At 72.3% G+C, this 18,016-nt stretch carries 16 protein-coding genes; 11 read left to right on the forward strand and 5 right to left on the reverse strand.

Annotation, left to right across the window (positions count from 1 at the left end):
- Positions 1 to 84 precede the first annotated feature (84 nt).
- A complete protein-coding gene (locus JTJ31_RS24960; RefSeq protein ID WP_207538113.1) occupies positions 85 to 3,204 on the reverse strand; it encodes a DEAD/DEAH box helicase in 3,120 nt (1,039 codons plus the stop codon).
- 78 nt (positions 3,205 to 3,282) lie between these two features.
- Between JTJ31_RS24960 and JTJ31_RS08065 the strand changes: the two genes are divergently transcribed.
- Positions 3,283 to 3,594 (forward strand): hypothetical protein, encoded by a 312-nt coding sequence (locus tag JTJ31_RS08065; protein WP_207538114.1) that lies wholly within the window; start codon positions 3,283 to 3,285, stop codon positions 3,592 to 3,594.
- A gap of 147 nt (positions 3,595 to 3,741) precedes the next feature.
- Here JTJ31_RS08065 and JTJ31_RS08070 read toward each other — a convergent pair whose 3' ends face one another.
- Positions 3,742 to 5,340 carry a DEAD/DEAH box helicase gene (locus JTJ31_RS08070; protein WP_207538115.1) on the reverse strand — a complete coding sequence of 533 codons (1,599 nt, stop codon included), beginning with the start codon at positions 5,338 to 5,340 and terminating at the stop codon, positions 3,742 to 3,744.
- A 49-nt stretch (positions 5,341 to 5,389) separates the two neighbouring features.
- Positions 5,390 to 6,559 carry a zinc-dependent alcohol dehydrogenase gene (locus tag JTJ31_RS08075; RefSeq protein ID WP_207538116.1) on the reverse strand — a complete coding sequence of 390 codons (1,170 nt, stop codon included), beginning with the start codon at positions 6,557 to 6,559 and terminating at the stop codon, positions 5,390 to 5,392.
- Positions 6,560 to 6,644: 85 nt separating this feature from the next.
- On the opposite strand from JTJ31_RS08075, the gene JTJ31_RS08080 reads away from it, so the two are divergent.
- The 7 genes from JTJ31_RS08080 to JTJ31_RS08110 all read left to right on the forward strand — a co-directional run bounded on the left by JTJ31_RS08080 (position 6,645) and on the right by JTJ31_RS08110 (position 11,229).
- Complete coding sequence (locus JTJ31_RS08080; protein ID WP_207538117.1) at positions 6,645 to 7,427, forward strand: SDR family NAD(P)-dependent oxidoreductase; 783 nt, start codon at positions 6,645 to 6,647, stop codon at positions 7,425 to 7,427.
- 10 nt (positions 7,428 to 7,437) lie between these two features.
- Entirely contained in the window at positions 7,438 to 8,334 is an 897-nt protein-coding gene (locus JTJ31_RS08085; protein ID WP_207538118.1) for a PfkB family carbohydrate kinase, read from the forward strand.
- A 45-nt stretch (positions 8,335 to 8,379) separates the two neighbouring features.
- A complete protein-coding gene (locus JTJ31_RS08090; protein WP_207538119.1) occupies positions 8,380 to 8,577 on the forward strand; it encodes a heavy-metal-associated domain-containing protein in 198 nt (65 codons plus the stop codon).
- Entirely contained in the window at positions 8,574 to 8,897 is a 324-nt protein-coding gene (locus JTJ31_RS08095; RefSeq protein WP_207538120.1) for a DUF305 domain-containing protein, read from the forward strand. The genes JTJ31_RS08090 and JTJ31_RS08095 overlap by 4 nt, the downstream gene beginning before the upstream one ends.
- Before the next feature lie 105 nt (positions 8,898 to 9,002).
- Positions 9,003 to 9,770: a hypothetical protein gene (locus JTJ31_RS08100; protein ID WP_207538121.1), complete on the forward strand. Its 768-nt coding sequence runs from the start codon at positions 9,003 to 9,005 to the stop codon at positions 9,768 to 9,770.
- A complete protein-coding gene (locus JTJ31_RS08105) occupies positions 9,767 to 10,162 on the forward strand; it encodes a phage holin family protein (protein WP_207538122.1) in 396 nt (131 codons plus the stop codon). The genes JTJ31_RS08100 and JTJ31_RS08105 overlap by 4 nt, the downstream gene beginning before the upstream one ends.
- A complete protein-coding gene (locus tag JTJ31_RS08110; RefSeq protein ID WP_207538123.1) occupies positions 10,159 to 11,229 on the forward strand; it encodes a DUF3618 domain-containing protein in 1,071 nt (356 codons plus the stop codon). Before JTJ31_RS08105 ends, JTJ31_RS08110 begins: the two co-directional genes overlap by 4 nt.
- 70 nt (positions 11,230 to 11,299) lie before the next feature.
- On the opposite strand, the gene nhaA is transcribed toward JTJ31_RS08110, so the two are convergent.
- Complete coding sequence (gene nhaA, locus JTJ31_RS08115) at positions 11,300 to 12,541, reverse strand: Na+/H+ antiporter NhaA (protein WP_207538124.1); 1,242 nt, start codon at positions 12,539 to 12,541, stop codon at positions 11,300 to 11,302.
- A 100-nt stretch (positions 12,542 to 12,641) separates the two neighbouring features.
- Positions 12,642 to 14,219: a sensor histidine kinase gene (locus JTJ31_RS08120; protein ID WP_207538125.1), complete on the reverse strand. Its 1,578-nt coding sequence runs from the start codon at positions 14,217 to 14,219 to the stop codon at positions 12,642 to 12,644.
- A 356-nt stretch (positions 14,220 to 14,575) separates the two neighbouring features.
- Here JTJ31_RS08120 and JTJ31_RS08125 point away from each other — a divergent pair, with 356 nt between their 5' ends.
- The 3 genes from JTJ31_RS08125 to JTJ31_RS08135 are packed head-to-tail and all read left to right on the forward strand — an operon-like array spanning position 14,576 to position 17,968.
- Positions 14,576 to 17,071 carry a hybrid sensor histidine kinase/response regulator gene (locus tag JTJ31_RS08125; RefSeq protein WP_207538126.1) on the forward strand — a complete coding sequence of 832 codons (2,496 nt, stop codon included), beginning with the start codon at positions 14,576 to 14,578 and terminating at the stop codon, positions 17,069 to 17,071.
- 38 nt (positions 17,072 to 17,109) lie between these two features.
- Entirely contained in the window at positions 17,110 to 17,295 is a 186-nt protein-coding gene (locus tag JTJ31_RS08130) for a hypothetical protein (RefSeq protein ID WP_207538127.1), read from the forward strand.
- Between the two features lie 34 nt (positions 17,296 to 17,329).
- Positions 17,330 to 17,968, forward strand: coding sequence for a TetR family transcriptional regulator (locus tag JTJ31_RS08135; protein WP_207538128.1), 639 nt, complete (start codon positions 17,330 to 17,332; stop codon positions 17,966 to 17,968).
- Positions 17,969 to 18,016 lie beyond the last annotated feature (48 nt).

An 18,016-nucleotide genomic window follows, 5' to 3' on the forward strand; every position in this document is an offset into this window, starting at 1 on the left:
CCTGCGCGCCTCAGACATGGAGTGCGTGCGGAGAGGTTCCGAGCCGCGCGCCGGCCGCTTTGAAGCCGGATGCTGCGGGGAGCGCTATTTTCGGGGAGGGGATGCCTTCCGCCGCAGTCGCGCGAGCAACTCCTCGGCTGCCTCGGCCATGGCCTCGGGAGTCCTGCATTCGCGGCGCAGAAGTATCCGATCCTCCTTGCGTTCCAGCGGTGGCGACACCTCGGGCGCCTCGTCGGCGAAGCTGGCGGCCACGGCCTTCGGGCCCGCTTCCAGTCGCGTCGCCCCCAGGCGTCGCGCCCGCAGGCGCAGCCGGGAGCGGGTCAGTACCGCTTCCGCCGACTCGGGCAAGGGGCCGAAGCGGTCCTCCATCTCCTCCACCACCGCATCGAGCTCCATCAGGCGCTGCGCCGCGCCGATCCGCTCGTGCAGCGCGATCCGCAGCGCCTCCTCGCGCACGTAATCCTCGGGGATATGGGCGGGCAGGGGCAGGACCAGCGAGACGGGCGGTGCGTCCTCGCGCGCCTCGCCACGCGCTTCGGCCAGGGCGCGCTCCATCAGGTGTCGCGTCAGGTTCAGGCCGAGACGCCGGACATGCCCGGCCTGCTCCTCGCCCAACAGGTCGCCCGCGCCGCGCTGGTCCAGGTCGCGTGCCGCGATGCCGAATCCGGCGCCGAGATAGGATTCCTCCGCCAGGGCGCGCAGCCGCCGCGCCGCCGCTGGGGGCGGCTCGCCCTCCGTCAGCAGCCAGCACGCGCCCCGCTGCCCGCCGCGCCCCACCCGCCCCCGAAGCTGATGCAGCTGCGCCAGGCCGAAGCGCTCGGCGCCGCAGATCAGCATCGTCCCGGCACGCGGCACGTCCAGCCCGGTCTCCACGATGGCGGTGCAAAGCAGCACCTCCGCCCGCCCTTCCGCGAAGCGCAGCATGGCGTCGTCCGCATCGGCCGCCGCCATCTCGCCATGCGCCTCCGCCACGCGGAAGCGCGGCGCCACCTGCCGCAGCCGAGCTCGCATGGGTCCGAGATCCTCGATGCGCGGCACCACGACGAAGCTCTGCCCGCCGCGCCGCCGCTCCCGCCGCAGCGCCTCACCCAGCAGCGAGTCCTCGAGCGCCGCCACCGCGGTCCGCACCGGGCGGCGCCTCGCGGGCGGGGTTTGCAGCACGGACAGCGCCTGTAACCCCAGCATCGCGCCCTGGAGCGAGCGCGGAATGGGCGTGGCCGTCATGGACAGGAAGTGCGCCCCTTCCGCCAGGCTGCGCAGCACCTGCTTCTGCCGCGCCCCGAAGCGCTGCTCCTCGTCCACGATGACGAGGCCGAGCTGCGCGAAGCGCGTCGCCTTGGCCAGTACCGCCTGCGTGCCAACCACGATGGGCAGCCGCCCCTCGGCCAGGGATTCACGGGTCTGCCGCGCCTCCCTCGCCGGGGTCAGGCGCGACAGCCCGCCCACCGCGATTCCCAGAGGCGCGAAGCGGCGGCGGAAACTGTCCAGGTGCTGCCGCGCCAGCACCGTGGTCGGCGCCAGCACCGCCACCTGCCCGCCGGCCAGCGCCACGGCGGCGGCGGCGCGCAGCGCGATCTCCGTCTTGCCGAAGCCCACATCGCCGCAGACCAGCCGGTCCATGGGCCGCCCGGCCGCGAGGTCGCGTCCCACCTCCGCTGACGCTTCCTCCTGGTCCGGCGTCAGCTCGAAGGGGAAGCCGGCACAGAACCGGGCGTAGGGGCGGCGAGGCGGCACCCAGGCAGGGGCGCTCTGGCCCTCGCGCGCCCGCAGCGCGGCGACGAGGCCGCGCGCCGTCTCGGCCAGCGACGCCTCGGCCTCCGCCCGCCGCTTCGCCCAGGCATCGCCGCCCAGCCGGTCCAGCGACACGCCGCGCGACTCGGCGCCGTAGCGCCAGATGCGGTCCAGCTCCTCCGCCGGCACCAGCCGCGTCGCGCCGCCGTGGAACTCCAGGCGCAGGCAGTCCATCCCCTCCACCGGCTCGATGCCCAGCAGCCGGGCCATGCCGTGCTCCTCGTGGATCACGAGGTCGCCAGGCGCGAGGGGCGCTTCCTCCACCGGCAGCCGCGCCTCGCGCGCGCCGCTGGGCGGCGGCAAGATCTCGGCCGCCGCGGCGACGAGCGTCCCATCGGCGGCGAAGGAGGAGCGCAGCGGACGCCGCAGCCAGTGCAGCGTGCCAGGCTCGGCCTCGCGCAGCGCCAGCCAGCCCTCTACCTCCGTGAGCGTCCCGAAGCGCGCGCGCAGAAGCCGGGCAAGGCGTGTGGCCCGTGCGCCCGCCCCCGCCAGGGCTACGCGCACGCCCGCGTCCAGCGCCGCGGCCACGGCATCGGCCAGCGCCGCCTCGGGATCCTCGGCGCCCAGGAAGGAGAGGGGCTCTGCCTCCTCCTCGGGCCGCGGCAGCGGGGTGGCCCGGCCGAGCACGGATTTCCAGGCGGCGGGGTCGAGGAAGAGCGCTCCCGGCTCGCGCGGCGATTCCTCGCCCTCCTCCAGCCCGGCGGCGAGGCGCAGGCGGAACCCGTCCTCCGCCTCGCGCCAGAAATCCGCAGCCTGCTCCGCCACCTCCGGCTCCGCCAGCAGCACGGCCTCCGGCCACAGCTCGAAGGGCGAGACCAGCTCCCCGCCCGTATCCTCCCGTGCAGGCGGGAGGCACAGGAACCCCTCCTCCGCTTCCGAGCGCTGCGTGTCCGGATGGAAGCGCCGGATGGCGACGATGCGCCCCTCCTCCAGCTCCAGCCGTTGCGGCAGGGCATTGGGCAGGGCGGGGAACACGTCCAGCACGGCGGCGCGCAAGGCGAACTCGCCGGGGCTGTCCACCAGGTCATCGGCGGAATAGCCCAGCGCTTCCAGCGCCGCCGTCTCCACCGCATCGCCGGGGCGAAGCAGAAGGGGCGGCGGCACCTCCGCGGGCAGGCGCTGCAGCGCGGCAGCGGGGGAAAGGATCAGGAGGCGTGGCCCTGCCGCCGGGCGGCGCATCGCCTCCAGCGCTGCCATGCGCGCGCCCAGCAGGGCGGGCGAGGGCCCAAGCCGGTCATAGGGTGGCGTGTCCCAGCCGGGCAGGTGCAGCACCTCCACCCCCGCGCCCAGGGCGCGCGCCGCCTCGGCCAGCCGCGCTGCGCGCCCTTCCGAGCGAGCGAGGTGGATCAACCCCTCCGGGCCGGCGCGTTCGATCAACCGGGCCGCTAGCAGCCCTTCGGGGTCCAAGTCCATGCGGGTGGCGAACGCGGCCGGGCAGGGGACGTTGAGCGGGGCGGGAAGCCGGGAGGTGGCCTCGGCCGTTCACGCTCCATGAGACGCCGCATCCTCCTCCTCGCCGTCCTGGCCCCGTTGCCGGCTCTTGCCCAGTCCGGGGTGGGCGCGGCCCCGCCCATCGACCCGCCGCCGCGCCCCGGCACGGCCCCGGTGCCCGACCGCCGCTTCCCCACCAGCGCCGAGCAGGCCAACCCGCCCGAGACGCGCCTCATCCCCGCCGTGCCGGGCACGCGCAGCCCAACGCGCGGGTCGAGCTTCGCCGACCGCGATGCCAACCCGGAGCGGATGAACAACACGGAAGCGCTGCGGCCCGAGCCGGGCGTGTCCCTGACCGCGCCGCTGCGCTGATCCTGGCCGCACGAAGGCGCGGCCTTCGTGCCCCTCCAGTCGCCGGGCGCGCCGCATCCGCGTCGCTTGGCTTCGCCGCACTTGCGGCGGGCCGCCTTCGCGGCCTCGGCCCCTTGGGCCGCAGGCCTTGCTTTCAGGCGCGGTGCCTCATCGCATCTTCTCGATGCGCACCTGGCCGTCCTGGCCACCCACCGGCCGTCGGATGGCAGTGGCGAAGCGGGCGGCGACGCGCGGATCCACCTCGAACTGCGTCTCGCGGCTGAGGATGCGGATGCGGCCGATCGCCTCACGCGTCACGTGGCCGCGCCGGCACAGGAAGGGCAGCAGCCATTTCGGATCGGCGCCGTCGTCGCGTCCCACATCCATGCGGAACCAGTTGCCGCCGCCCGTATGCTCGCGCCGCTCGCGCGGGGGCGGGGCCTGGCGTTCCGGCGCCTCGGCCAGTTCCTCCGGCGCGGGCAGGGGGGCGCGCAGCAGCTTCACGAAAGCCGAGGCCAGGGCGTCCGGGCTCGCCTCCGTGACCAGCTTCGCGGCCAGGGCGGCGTCGCCATCCTCCCGCTCCTCGGCCAGCAGGGCCTTGGCCTGCACCAGCAGCCGCTCGGCATCGCGCGCGCGCACCGCCTCTGCGCCGGGCGCGGGCACGGTGGAGACGCGCAGCTTGGCGCCTTGGAACAGGCGCTCGGCCAGGCGGCGGCGGTTGTGCGGCACCACCAGCCAGCTCACCCCCTTGCGTCCGGCGCGGCCGGTGCGGCCCGAACGGTGCAGCAGCGTCTCCGGGTCGCGCGGCAGCTCGGCATGCAGCACGAGGCCCAGATCCGGCAGGTCGATGCCGCGCGCCGCCACGTCGGTGGCGACGCAGATGCGCGCTCGCCCGTCGCGCAGGGATTGCAGCGCGCGGGTGCGCTCGGATTGCGACAGCTCGCCGGACAGGGCGACGGTGGGGAAGCCGCGCTCGGTGAGGTTGGCGTGCAGCCGGTTCACCGCCGCGCGCGTGGCGCAGAACACCATGGCGAGGCGAGGTTCCTCCAGCCGGAGGATGTTCACCACCGCCCGCTCCACCTCGTGCGGGGCGACGAGGCTGGCGCGGTACTCGATGTCGACGTGCTGGCGGCTTTCGCTGCCCACCTCGATCCGCAGCGCGTCGCGCTGATACTGCTTCGCCAGCGCCGCGATGGGCTTGGGCACGGTGGCGCTGAACAGCAGCGTGCGCCGCTCGGCCGGGGCGGCGTCCAGTATCGCCTCCAGCTCCTCGCGGAAGCCGAGGTCGAGCATCTCGTCCGCCTCGTCCAGCACCACGGCCTTCAGCGCCGTGGCGTCGAGGTTGCCGCGCTCGATGTGGTCGCGCATGCGGCCTGGCGTGCCGACCACGAGATGCGCGCCACGCTGCAGCACGCGCCGTTCGGCGATGGGGTCCATGCCGCCCACCGCCGCCGCGACGACGCCGCCGGCGCGCGCGTAGAGCCAGGTAAGTTCGGCGCGCACCTGCAAGGCCAGCTCGCGAGTGGGCGCGACGACCAGCGCGAGGGGCTGCCCCGCCCGAGGCAAGCGCGGCGCGCCGTCCAGCAGCTCGCCGGCCAGGGCGAGGCCATAGGCGACTGTCTTGCCAGAGCCGGTCTGCGCGGAGACGAGCAGGTCACGCCCGGCGGTCTCCTCCGCCAGCACGGCGGATTGGACGGGGGTGGGCTCGGCATAGCCGCGTTCGGTCAGTGCGGCGGCGAGATGTTCGGGCAGGGGCGGAAAAGGCATGGCGCGGTTTACGCGGGTTCCCGCAGGGAGGGGAACCCGCGTCCTTCCATCACGGCCGCAGGAAGACCTTGATGCAGCCGTCCTTCTTGTCTCGGAACGTGTTGTAGAGCCCCGGCGCGTCGTCCAGCGTCCCACGATGGGTAATCACGAAGGAAGGGTCGATCTCGCCGCGTTCGATACGCTCCAGCAGCAGCGGCATGTAACGCTGCACCGGGGTCTGGGCCATCTTGAAGGTGATGCCGCGGTTGATGGCGCTACCGAAGGGCACCTTGTCCAGGAAGCCACCATACACGCCGACGATGGAGACGGTGCCGAAGTTCCGGCAGCAATGGATCGCCTGGCGCAGCACGTGCGGCTGGTCCGTCCCCATGAAGGTCGCGACCTTCACCCGGTCCACCGCCGCCATGAGCGAGGAGGTGGGCGAGGGCTCGGTTCCCACCGCGTCGATGCAGGCATCGGCGCCCCGGCCATGGGTGCGCTGCATGATGGCGTCGTAGATGTCCACCTCGCGGAAGTTCAGCGTCTCGGCCCCGGCCTGCTTCGCCATCTCAAGCCGCTCCGGCGTGTCGTCGATGGCGATGACGCGCTCCGCGCCCAGCAGCAGCGCCGAGCGGATGGCAAACTGGCCGACCGGGCCGCAGCCCCAGATGGCGATGGTCTCGCCGCCTTTGATGTCGCAGAAATCGGCGGCCATGTAGCCGGTCGGGAAGATGTCCGACAGGAACAGCGCCTGCTCATCCGTGATGTGGGAGGGGATCTTCAGCGGGCCGACATCGGCATAGGGGACGCGCAGATACTCCGCCTGCCCGCCCGGCACGCCGCCCAGCATGTGGGAATAGCCGAAGAGCGCGGCCGGGGAGTTGCCCCACAGCTCCCGCGCCATCTCGAAGTTGGGATTGGAGCGCTCGCAGCCCGAATAATAGCCCCGCGTGCAGAAGAAGCACTCACCGCAGGAGATGGTGAAGGGCACCACTACCCGGTCGCCCACCTTCAGGTTGCGGCATTCAGGGCCGACCTCGACCACCTCTCCCATCGTTTCGTGCCCGACCACGTCGCCGGATTTCATGGTGGGCATGATGCCGTCCATCAGATGCAGGTCGGAGCCGCAGATGGCGCAGGCCGTCACCTTGATGATGCAGTCGCGCGGCTGCTCGATCTTCGGGTCGGGCACGGACTCGCAGCGCATGTCCATCTTGCCGTGCCAGGTGATCGCCTTCATCGCCGCCTCCGTCCACTGTGACCGGGGCAACGCTGCCAGGGAGGGGGCGTTGCGGGGGAACCACTCCCTTGCAAGGAACACTGCCATGAGCGGCAAGCCTCTCGCCCTCGTCACGGGCGCGTCCAGCGGCATTGGCCTCGAACTCGCGCGCATCGCGGCCCGGGAGGGGCATGACCTGGTGATCTGCGCCGACGAGGCACGCATCGAGGAGGCAGCGGCCGAACTGCGCGGCATGGGTGCCGAGGTGACGGCGGTGGAGGCCGACCTCGCGACGGAGGACGGGGTGTTTCGCCTCCATTCCGCGTTGGGGAGCCGGCGGGTGGACGTGCTCTGCGCCAATGCCGGGCGCGGGCTGGGCCATGCCTTCCTCGACCAGGACTGGAAGCAGGTACGCCGCGTCGTGGACACCAACGTCACCGGCACCATCATGCTGATCCAGAAGGTAGGGCGGGAGATGCGGCAGGCCGGTGGCGGGCGCATCCTCATCACCGGCTCGGTCGCCGGCTACCTGCCGGGTGCCTTCCATGCCGTGTACAACGGCACCAAGGCCTTCATCGACAGCTTCGCCGCCGCGCTGCGCAACGAGGTGCAGGAGCACGGCATCTCCGTCACCTGCCTGATGCCCGGTGCCACGGAAACCGAGTTCTTTGAGCGCGCGGGCATGGAGGACACCAAGGTCGGCGCGGGGTCGAAGGATGACGCGGCCGCGGTGGCGGAGACGGGCTGGAAGGCGATGGTGAAGGGCGAAGGCCAGGTGGTGCACGGCCTCATGAACAAGGTGCAGACCACCCTGGCCAATGTTACCCCCGCCGCGGTGCTGGCGCAGCAGCACCGCAAGCAGGCCGAACCCGGCTCGGCGAAGGAGTGAGGGAGACGGAATGGCGCCGCCGCGCGTGATCTGCCTGGGCAGCGCCGTCACCGACCACGTGTTCCGGGTGGATGAGGTGCCGACCGCCCCCGCCAAGGCCCGGGCCGGCGACTACCGCTCCACCATCGGCGGCATGGCGGCCAATGCCGCCATCGCCGTGGCACGGCTCGGCGGGCGGGCCGCGCTGTGGGGAAGGCTGGGCGACGACCCGAACGGCGCGGCGGCGCGCGAGGCGCTGGAGGCGGAAGGGGTGGATGTCTCCGCCCTGCGCCTCTTCCCCGGCGCCCGCTCCCCTGTCTCCGCCGTCATCGTGGACCGGTTCGGCGAGAGGGTGACGCTGGGCTGGCGCGGCGAGAACCTGCCCACCGATCCTTCGTCCCTGCCGCTGGATTCTCTGGCGGAGGCCCAGGCGCTGCATTGCGACCCGCGCTGGCCGGAAGCCGCCGCCCAGGCGCTGGACGCGGCGGGAGAGCACGGCATCCCCTCCGTCCTCGACGGGGAGCGAGGCGAGACGCGCATCCTGCGCGACCTGGCACCGCGCGCCACCCATGCGGTGTTCTCCGCCCCAGGCCTCGGCAACTACGCCCCCGGCTTGCGCCCGGCCGAGGCGCTGCGTCGCGCGGTGGGGGAGGGGCGGACGATCCTGGCGGCCGTGACGCGGGGCGAGAAGCCGACGCTCTGGCTGCTCCGCGGCGAGGACACGCTGCGGGAGATGCCGGTCTTTCCCGTCCAGGCCAGCAACACCACCGGGGCGGGCGACGTGTTCCACGGCGCCCTGGCCCTCGCTCTGGCCGAGGGGCAGGAGCCGGAGGCGGCGCTGCGCTTCGCCTCGGCCGCCGGGGCACTGCGGGCGCGGGACGGGGAGACGCCACATCGCCCAGCCCTGGAGGAGATGCTGTACACCTGACCGACGTGCGGCAAAACCTGCGCATCCCCTGGAGGTTATCCCGCCATGATTCGCATCCGCGTCGAGAACATGACCTGCGACGGCTGCGCCCGCGGCGTCGCCGCCACCCTGCGCGAGGCGGCGCCGGACGCCGCGGTCGAGGTGTCGCTCGACCAGCGCGAGGCGCGGGTGGAGGCACAAGACGCCGCCCCACTCCTGGCCGCGTTGCGGGATGACGGATGGGAAGCGAAGGAGGTCCCATGATGCATCCGGTCCTGGCCCTTGCGGGAGCGCTGCTCCTGGGAGCCTGCACCCTGCCCCAGCCCGACCGCTATTACAGCTGGTCGGTGGTGGAGGAGGACGATGACGACGACGAGGTCGTCACCTCCGGCAATCCCGACGTGGACTTCCTGCGCGTGATGATCGCGCACCAACAGGAAGGGACGGCGATGGCGGCCGAGGCGGCGCGCGAGACGCAGAATCCCCAGATACGCAACCTCGCGCGGCGGCTGGAACGGCAGCAGCGGCGCGATACGACGCGGCTGGAGACTTTGGAGCGACGTCTTGCCCCCGAGACGCCTTAGCGGGGGGCGCGGGTCAACCTTCCCCTCCCCCTCAACCGAAACGCCCCTGGATGGTTGTCCCCGCACAGCACGCAGAATCTTCGTTCCCGACCCCAGGAGGCCAGAATGAGCGACAGACCGGTTGGCGCCGAAACGCCCCGTGCGACCCTGACGGGCGCCCTCGAGGACGCGAAGCACCTCGCCCAACGCGCCAAGACCGAGGCCACCGAGACGGCGGAGCACGTGAAGGACCGCGCCCTCGGCCTCGCCCAGGAAGCGCGCGCCCAGGGTGAGGAAATCCTCGGCTCGGCGCGCGAGCAGGCCGAGGATTTCGTGGAGCAAGGCAAGGAACGCGGCGCCGGTGCGGCTTCGGCCCTCGCCCAGGCGATCCACCGCATCGGCTCCGACCTCGACCAGGGCGCGCCGGAGATCGGCCGCCACGTCCACCGCGCCGCCGACGCGGCCGAGGGCCTGGCCCAGGCGCTGCGCGACCGCTCGATGGGCGAGCTGATGGGCGACGTTTCCGCCTTCGCCCGCCGCAACCCGACGGCGTTCTTCGCCATCGCCGCCGTGGCGGGTTTCGCCCTCGCGCGCTTCCTCAAGAGCGCCCCGCCCGCCATGCCCCGCCGCGCCCAGATGGCGCCTGGCTGGGTGGACCATGACGTGCAGGAGGCGCCGCGCCCGGCCACCATGGCGGCGGCCACGCTGGGCGGCGCCGTGGCGCATCGTGCCAACCCGTCGGGCGGCCAGCCCGGCACCATGCCGCAATCGACGACCACCTCCGGCGGCACCAGCAATGGCACGTCGTCCTCCGGCCTCAGCGCGCCGAATATCGGCTCCTCCTCCGGCAGCACCTCCCCGGTGCCGAACCAGAACTCAGGCACGCCGCTATGAGAGAGAACAGCGACCGCTCGGTCGCCGACCTGCTCGGCGACCTGGTGGACCAGACCACGACGCTGGTCCGCAAGGAGGTCCAGCTCGCCCGTGCGGAGCTGAGCGAAAAGGCGGGGCAGGTCAGCACCGCCGTCATCTCGCTCGGCGCCGGGATGGTGCTGGCGATCGGTGCGCTGATCGCCCTCACCCAGGCGGCGATCGCGGCGCTGGTGGAGTATGCGGGGCTTTCCGCGACGGTCTCCGCGCTGATCGTGGCCGCCGTGCTGGGGCTGATCGGCTTCCTCGTGGTGCGTGGCGGCCTCGCCACGCTCAAATCCTTCAACATCACCCCAGACCGCACGGCGACGCAGCTTTCGCGTGACGCCCAGGTCGTCAAGGAGCAGGTGCGATGAGCGGCAACACCGACCCCGGCGACAAGAGCCCAGCCGAGCTGGAGCGCGAGGTGGAGCAGACCCGCAACAACGTGTCCGAGACGCTGGACACGCTGCGCGAGAAGCTGCGCCCGTCGCAGATCATGGACGAGGTGATGGAGGAGGCGACGGACTGGATCCGAGGCTCCGGTGGGACGGAGTTCGTGTCCAACCTCGGCGCAACGGTGCGTGACAACCCGCTGCCCGTGGTGCTGATTGGGGTCGGCATCGCCTGGATGCTGCTGGGCGGCCGTTCCTCGCGCGATACCGACGACTACTATGACGCGCAGCGCACGGCGCGGGTCGTGCCCGGTGCCGGGTCGCAGGGTCACACCCGCACCTATCGCATGCAGCACGAGCCGGTGCGCTCCTCCGCCGGGCCAGTGCGCCGCTTCATGAACGATGCGCGCGACGCCATCACCTCTGGCCCCTCGGCCGTGGCCCATGCGATGGGCGATGCCGCGTCGCGCGCCGCTTCCGCCGTGTCCGGGGCGGCTTCCTCGGCAGCCTCTGCCGTGTCGGGCGCCGCTTCCTCGGCGGCCTCCGCGGTCAGCGGCGCCATGCCGTCCGGTTCCTCCTCCTATGGTTCCTCGAGCTCGGGTGGCGGGATCGGCGCGCATGTGTCGCATCTGACCGGGCAGGTCAGCGACGTGGCGAGCGACGTGGCGGACCGCGCCGCGCGGCAATACCGCCAGGCCGAGCCCTTCCTGTATGGCGCGCTGGGCCTCGCCATCGGCGCGGGCATCGGCGCGCTGCTGCCGGCGACGGAGGTGGAGAACCGCCTGCTCGGCGAGCATCGCGAGGCCGCCTTCGACGCCGCGCGCGAGAGCATCGACACGGTGCGCCACATCGCCGAGGACAAGATCGCCGAGGCGCGCGACACCATCGTCGAGACCTATGAGGGCGCGATGGAGCAGCTGGACCGCGAGAGCTTGGCGGATGCGCCGCGCATCATCGCCGATGCGGCATCCAAGGTCGGCGAGGCGGCGCAGGACACGCTGCGCTCCGCCGCTGCCGAGGCGAAGCGAGGCCTGACCGGCCAGGGCTGACGCCCGTCCGAAATAGCAAACCCCCGGGACGCGAGTCTCGGGGGTTTTTTCGTCGTGCGGTGCCGGCCGGTCAGCGGCTCGGCGTCCCCTTCGCCGGCGCCCCGGCGCGGATCTGGGCGGGCGTCGGCACGTCGCGCGGAGCGACGCGCAGGATCGCCCAGCCGATCATCCCCGCCATCAGCGAACCGCAGAGGATGCCGACCTTCACCTCGTTCTGCAGCGCGATGTTGTCCGCGAAGGACAGCATCCCAATGAACAGGCTCATGGTGAAGCCGATGCCGCAGAGCACCGACACGCCCAGCATCTGCATCCGCCCCGCGCCCATCGGCATGTCCGCATAGCCCAGCCGGATCAGCAGCAGGACGGAGCCATAGACGCCGATCAGCTTGCCGACGAGGAGGCCGAGCGCGACGCCCAGCGTCAGGTTGTCGGCCAGCGCGTCCACCGTCATGCCTGCGAAGGACACGCCCGCATTGGCGAAGCCGAAGATCGGGATGATGGCGAAGGTCACCCAGTGCTGCAGAGCGTGCTCCAGCCGGTGCAGGGGCGAGCCGGCCATGTCGTCCGCCTGCGCGGGGCTGGGGCGGATCGGTATGGTGAAGGCCAGCACCACCCCCGCGATCGTGGCATGCACGCCCGAGCGCAGCACGAAGAACCACAGCACCGCGCCCAGCAGCATGAAAGGCCACAGGCTGCGCACTCCGGCGCGCCCCATGCCGAACAGCGCGGCCGTGACCGCGGCGGCGAGGGCGAGGTCCATCGTGGACAGGTCACTCGTGTAGAACAGGGCGATGATCACCACCGCGCCCAGATCGTCGAGGATGGCGAGGGCGGTGAGGAAGATCTTGAGCGACACCGGCACGCGGTCGCCCAGCAGCGCCAGCACGCCGAGGGCGAAGGCGATGTCGGTCGCCGCCGGGATGGCCCAGCCGCGCGAGGCCACGGGGTCGTGGTAATTGAACAGCAGGAAGATGATCGCCGGCACGGCCATGCCGCACGCCGCCGCGACGCCGGGCAGGATGCGTCGGCTCCAGGTCGAGAGCTGGCCATCGAGCACCTCGCGCTTGATCTCGAGCCCGACGAACAGGAAGAACACCGCCATCAGCGCGTCATTGATCCAGTGCTGGACGCTGAGCGGGCCGAGATAGGCGTGGAGCGCGCTGAAATACGCCTCAGAGAGCGGCGAGTTCGCGACGACCAGCGCCAGCGCGGCGGCCGCCATGAGGGCGAGTCCGCCCGAGGCGGAATTGTCCAGGAAGGCGCGCAGCATGGAAGGCGGGCGGCGGTCGTCGGTCCTCGCGGGGGCGGCCATGCGCGTGTCTCCTGCAGTGATGCGAGACAGCGCCCATAGATGGCGCGGGCAGGCATGGCAAGGAAGCTTCGGCCGCGCGGAAACGCGTTCCGCCTGCGGTTCAAGCCGCGGGCAAGGCCAGGGTGACGGTCGTTCCGCGTCCCGGATTCGTATCGATCGCCGCCGCGCCGCCCGCATCCTGCGCGAAGCCGAAAACCTGGGCGAGGCCGAGCCCGGTTCCCTTGCCTTCGCCCTTGGTGCTGAAGAAGGGCTCGAAGGCGCGCGAGGCGACCTCTGGCGCCATGCCGGTGCCGGTGTCGCTGACGGCGAGGCAGACCTGGTCCCGGCCTTCCGCCGGGCGGCCGAAGGTCCGCAGGGTGAGGCGGCCGCCCTTCGGCATGGCGTCGCGCGCATTGACGACGAGGTTCAGCACCGCCGCCTCGAGCGGGCCGGGATCGGCGAAGGCGTGCGGCAGGGCAGGGTCGAGATCCAGCGCCAGTTCGATATGCGAGCCGAGCGAGCGCTCCAGCAGCGCTCCCATGGCAGCGATGCGGGCATTCAGGTCGAAGCCCTCGGGGGCCTTGGTGCCGCGCCGCGCGAAGGCGAGCAGCCTCCCGCACACATCCTGCGCTGACCGCGCCGCCTCGCTCATGCCGGACAGGACCATCTGGCGTCCCGCTTCGTCCAGCGTCTCGCGCTCCAGCAGCGACACGCCGCTCATGATGACCTGGAGCCAGTTGACGAAGTCGTGCGCCACGCCGCCGGTCAGCTGCCCCAGCGCGGCCAGCCGTTCCGCGCGCCGCGCTTCCTCCCGCGCCTGGGCGAGTTCGGTGGCGCGGGATTCGGCCAGGGCGCGGAACCGCGCCTCACTCTGCGCCAGGGCCTCGCGCGCCGCGCGAAGCTCGGTGATGTCGAGATGGGCGCCGAGCATCCGCAGCGCCCGGCCTTCCGCATCGCGCTCGATCTCGGCACGGGCGTAGATCCAGCGCTCCTCCCCCTCCGGCGTCAGGATGCGGTATTCCTGCTCGTAGTGGCGGGTAGGGACGAAGTCGCTTACCGCCTCCAGGAAATGGCGCTCGGCGCGCTCGCGATCCTCGGGATGCAGGCGCGCCACCCAGTCACGATGCTGCTCCGTGCGCGCGGCGGCCGGGTGGCCCTGCAGCGCCATGTATTCGGGCGAGCGGAGATTGGTCCCGGTCGCGAGGTCGATCTCGAATCCGCCGATGCGGCCGATGCGCTGCACGCGGCGCAGCCGCGCCTCGCTCGTTGCCAGCGCCTCCTGCACCTGCCGGCGGGGGGTCACATCCAGCGCGATGCCGCGCCAGGGGGTCACGGCGGGTCCCGGCCCTTCTGCCCGGCCGACGAGGCGGATCCAGCGCGGCTCCACCCCCTCCTCGGCCCGCAGTCGGTATTCGATGTGGAATTCGGTCGCGTTCTGCAGCGCGGCGTCGAATTCGCGCTCGACCCGCTCCTTGTCCTCAGGATGCAGCAGGGCGCACCACTGGGAGCGCAGGACGAGCGGCGCCTCGGGCAGGCCGTGCAGCGCGTGCATCCTCGCATCCCAGGCAGCGGCACCGGTCACGGGGTCGATGCGCCAGGTGGCGAGGCTGCCCAGGGCGAGCGCCTCCTCCAGCACGGCGAGGCGTTGCGCCATTTCGCCCATGCGCGCCTCGCCGGGACCGGAGGCGGGCTCGGTCACGCGGGGTGCCGCGATGCTGAGGAGGGAGGATGCACCCGGATTGGCTTTCTTTCGGGCCGCCCGGATCGGCCGCCGCGGCGGCAATATGTGGCCATGGCTCCATTTTTGAAAGGGCGGCGCGTCGCGCTTGCTTCGCCTGACGGGCTCTGCGATGGAAAGATGCGGAAGCAGTTTCCCGCCCTTCCGCCGGAGGCCGTCCCCTGGACCCCATCCCCGCCGACGCAGCGCAGCCACCGCGACGCGGGCTTGTCGTCTCCCTGGCCGCCCTCGCGCTTGTCGCGCTCCTGCCTCTCGCCCTCTGGGCCTGGGTCGCGCTGGAAGGGCGCACCCGCGCCCTCGTCACCGCCGAGCAGGAGATGGAGCGCGCCACCGCCATCCTGGCGGAGCAGGCGCTGCGCCTGCTCGAAACGCAGGCCGCCATGCTCGAACTGGTGGAACAGGTGGCCGGGGAGCGCGCCTGCCCGGAGCTGCGCTTCGACCCTTCCATGCGCGCCTTCCTCGGCGCCGCCGCGCATCAGGCGGCACAGACCGAAGCGGCCTGGATCATCAACGCGGATGGGATGATCTGCCTCAGCAGCCGCGCGGACCGCATGGATGACCAGTCCCGCGCCGACCGCAGCTATTTCATCGCTGCGCGGGACGCCCCGCCGGGTCATGTCCACATCGAGCGGGCGATGACGGGGCGGGTCACCGGAACGCCCTTCTTCAGCCTGGCGCGGCGCCGCGGCGAGGACCGGTTCGACGGCATCATCCTGGTGGCCGTGAACCTGCGTGGCCTCGTCGAATACTGGGACCGCACCGTCGCGGTCCTGCCGACCCAGCGCGTGGCGATGCTGCGCGCCGACGGCGCCTTCATCGCCCGGTCCTGGGCGCCCATCGTGCCCGAGCCCGATGCGCGGCTGGAAGCGGCGCTGGGCGCGCTGTGGGGGGACGCGCCGCAGGGCGGTGGGCTCGACTTCGTCTCGCCGGTGGATGGGCGGCAGCGCATCGCCTCCTGGCGTCGCCTGCCGGGCTGGGACGTGGTGGTGACCAGCAGCGTGACGGCGGAGGAGGCCTTGCGTCCCTGGCGCCGCTTCACCTTGCTGTCGGGCCTCGCCGCTGCCGCCGCCTCCGCCCTGCTGGCCGCCTTTCTGTGGACCGTCGCCCGCGCGCGGCTGCGTCTGGAGGAGGCGAATGCGACGCTGGAAGGCCGGGTGACGCAGCGCACCGCGCAGCTTCGCGAAAGCGAGGCGCGGTTCCGTGCCATCACCGACGCCATGCCGCAGATCGTCTGGTCCACCCGCGCCGATGGATTCCACGATTTCTACAATCGCCGCTGGTACGAATACACCGGCACCACGCCGGAACAGGTGCAGGGCGCGGGCTGGGCGCCGGTCTTCCATCCCGAGGACCAGCCCCGCGCCTGGGAGCGCTGGAGCCACTCTCTCGAGACCGGCGAGCCTTATGAGGTGGAATACCGGCTGCGCGCCGCCGATGGCAGCTATCGCTGGATGCTGGGCCGCGCCCTGCCGGTGCGCGACGAGAAGGGCAACATCCTGCGCTGGTTCGGCACCTGCACCGACATCGAGGAGATCGTGGAGGCGCGCGAGGTGCTGGCCCGGTCGCGCGTGGAGCTCGAGAAGCTGATCGAGGGCCGCACCCGCGACCTGCAGGCGACTCAGGCGCGCCTCGCCCACGCGCAGCGCATGGAGGCGCTGGGCCAGCTGGCGGGCGGCATCGCCCACGACTTCAATAACGTCCTCCAGGCCGTGCAGGGCGGGGCCGGTCTGATCGAGCGCCGGCCCGGCGAGGCGGCGTCGGTGCGTCGCTTGGCGCGCATGGTGGTGGAGGCGGCAGAGCGCGGCGCCTCGATCACGCGCCGCCTCCTCGCCTTCGCGCGTCGCGGCGACCTGCGCGCCGAGCCGGTGGAGGCCACATCGCTCCTGGCGGACATGGCGGAGATCCTGCGCCACACGCTGGGTACCGGGATCGAGCTGCGCGTCGAGGCGCCGGAGGGGTTGCCGCCGCTTCTGGCCGACAAGGGGCAGCTGGAGACCGTGCTGGTGAACCTCGCCACCAATGCGCGCGACGCGATGAACGGGCAGGGTCGGCTGACACTGTCCGCCGCGACCGACTTCCCGCGTGAGGATGGGGCGCCGGGGCGGCCGGTGACTCTCCGGGCCGGCTCCTATGTGCGGCTTTCCGTGTCCGACACCGGCATGGGCATGTCGCCCGAGATCGTCGCCCGCGCGACGGAGCCCTTCTTCACCACCAAGCCGCCGGGCCAGGGCACTGGGCTCGGCCTCGCCATCGTGCGCGGCTTCGCCGAGCAATCCGGCGGCGCCCTGGGCATCGAGAGCGCGCGAGGGCGCGGTACCACCATCCATCTCTGGCTGCCCCTCGCGGAAGCCGAGGCGCGGGAGGAAGTGCCCTTGGCCCTGGCCGAGGCGCCGGCGAACGGAGTGCGCGCCCGGCTGCTGTTGGTGGATGACGATGCGGTGGTGCGCGAGGTGACCGCGGAGCAGCTGGCCGAGGCGGGATACGCGGTGCGGCAAGCGGCGGATGGACCCTCCGCCCTGGCCCTGCTGGATGCGGGGGAGGCGGTGGATCTGCTGGTCTCCGACCTTTCCATGCCGGGGATGGACGGGGTGAGCCTGGTGCGGGCGGCGCAGCGGCGACGCCCGCGCCTGCCCGCCATCCTGCTGACCGGCTTCGCGACCCATGCGGCGGAGCTGGCGCTGGGCGGGGCGCTGAGTGGCACCTTCTCCCTGCTGCGCAAGCCGGTGACGGCGGAGCACCTAGCAGAGCGCGTGGCGGTGATGTTGGAAGGTTCGGCAACGGAGGATGCAGCCATAACTTCGCCGAAACGTTAAGGCCGCAGCGGATTTCCCCAACAGAGGAGGAAAGGCCGATGCCCGGCGCGAAACGCGAGTTGATCGATACCGGTACCGACAAGCGCTACGTGCGGCGCGACGAGAAGGGCCAGTTCAAGGAATCCGACGACGTGAGCCGCTCGCTCAGCCAGGACGCGAAGCGGCAGGCTTCGACGGAAGCCAAGAAGGGCCAGGGCGACAAGGGCGACCGCAAGAAGGGTTGAGGCGGGGACCCGCGCCGTTGCACCATTCAGCTGCATGAGCGCGACCGACAGCCCCAACGCCCCCGCCTCCGACGCCGACGCCCCGGTGATCGCCGCCTTCTGGCGCGTCCTCGCCAGCCAGGGCTGGCACCGCCTGTCCATGCGCGAGGTGGCGGCGGAGGCCGGCATCACCAGCGCCGAGTTGCGGCGGCGCTTCACCACGCCCCATTCCATCCTGGTCGCCCATGCCCGCGCGGTGGATTCCGCCGTGCTGGCGGGCACGGTGGACGATCCGCATTCCACACCGCGTGACCGGTTGTTCGATGCGATCATGCGGCGCCTGGACGAATTGCAGCCGCACCGGGAGGGCGTCCTGCGCCTCCTGCGCGACCTGCCGGGCGCGCCCCTGACCGCCCTGTTCCTGGCGGCCAAAACCGACGCCTCGATGGCCTGGATGCTGGAGGCGTCTGGGATCGGAGCGTCCGGCGTGCGGGGGCTGGCGCGGATCAAGGGGCTGTGCCTCGTGTGGCTGGAGGCGCTGCGCGCTTGGTCGCGCGATGACAGCCCCGACCTTTCGGGCACCATGGCGGCGCTGGACCGCGCCCTGGATCGCGCCGATCGCGCGGCCCGGCTGCTGGGGCTGGGCGAGGCACCGGTGCAGATGCCGGAGGAAACCCCGCCCGAACCCGTTTGACCTTGGGGCGTTCCCCTTCCTAGGGTGCTTATGCCTGTCTGGGCAGCA

Origin of the sequence: Sabulicella rubraurantiaca (assembly GCF_017355885.1) — a bacterium.
In the GTDB taxonomy this organism is placed as follows: Bacteria; Pseudomonadota; Alphaproteobacteria; order Acetobacterales; family Acetobacteraceae; genus Roseococcus; species Roseococcus rubraurantiacus.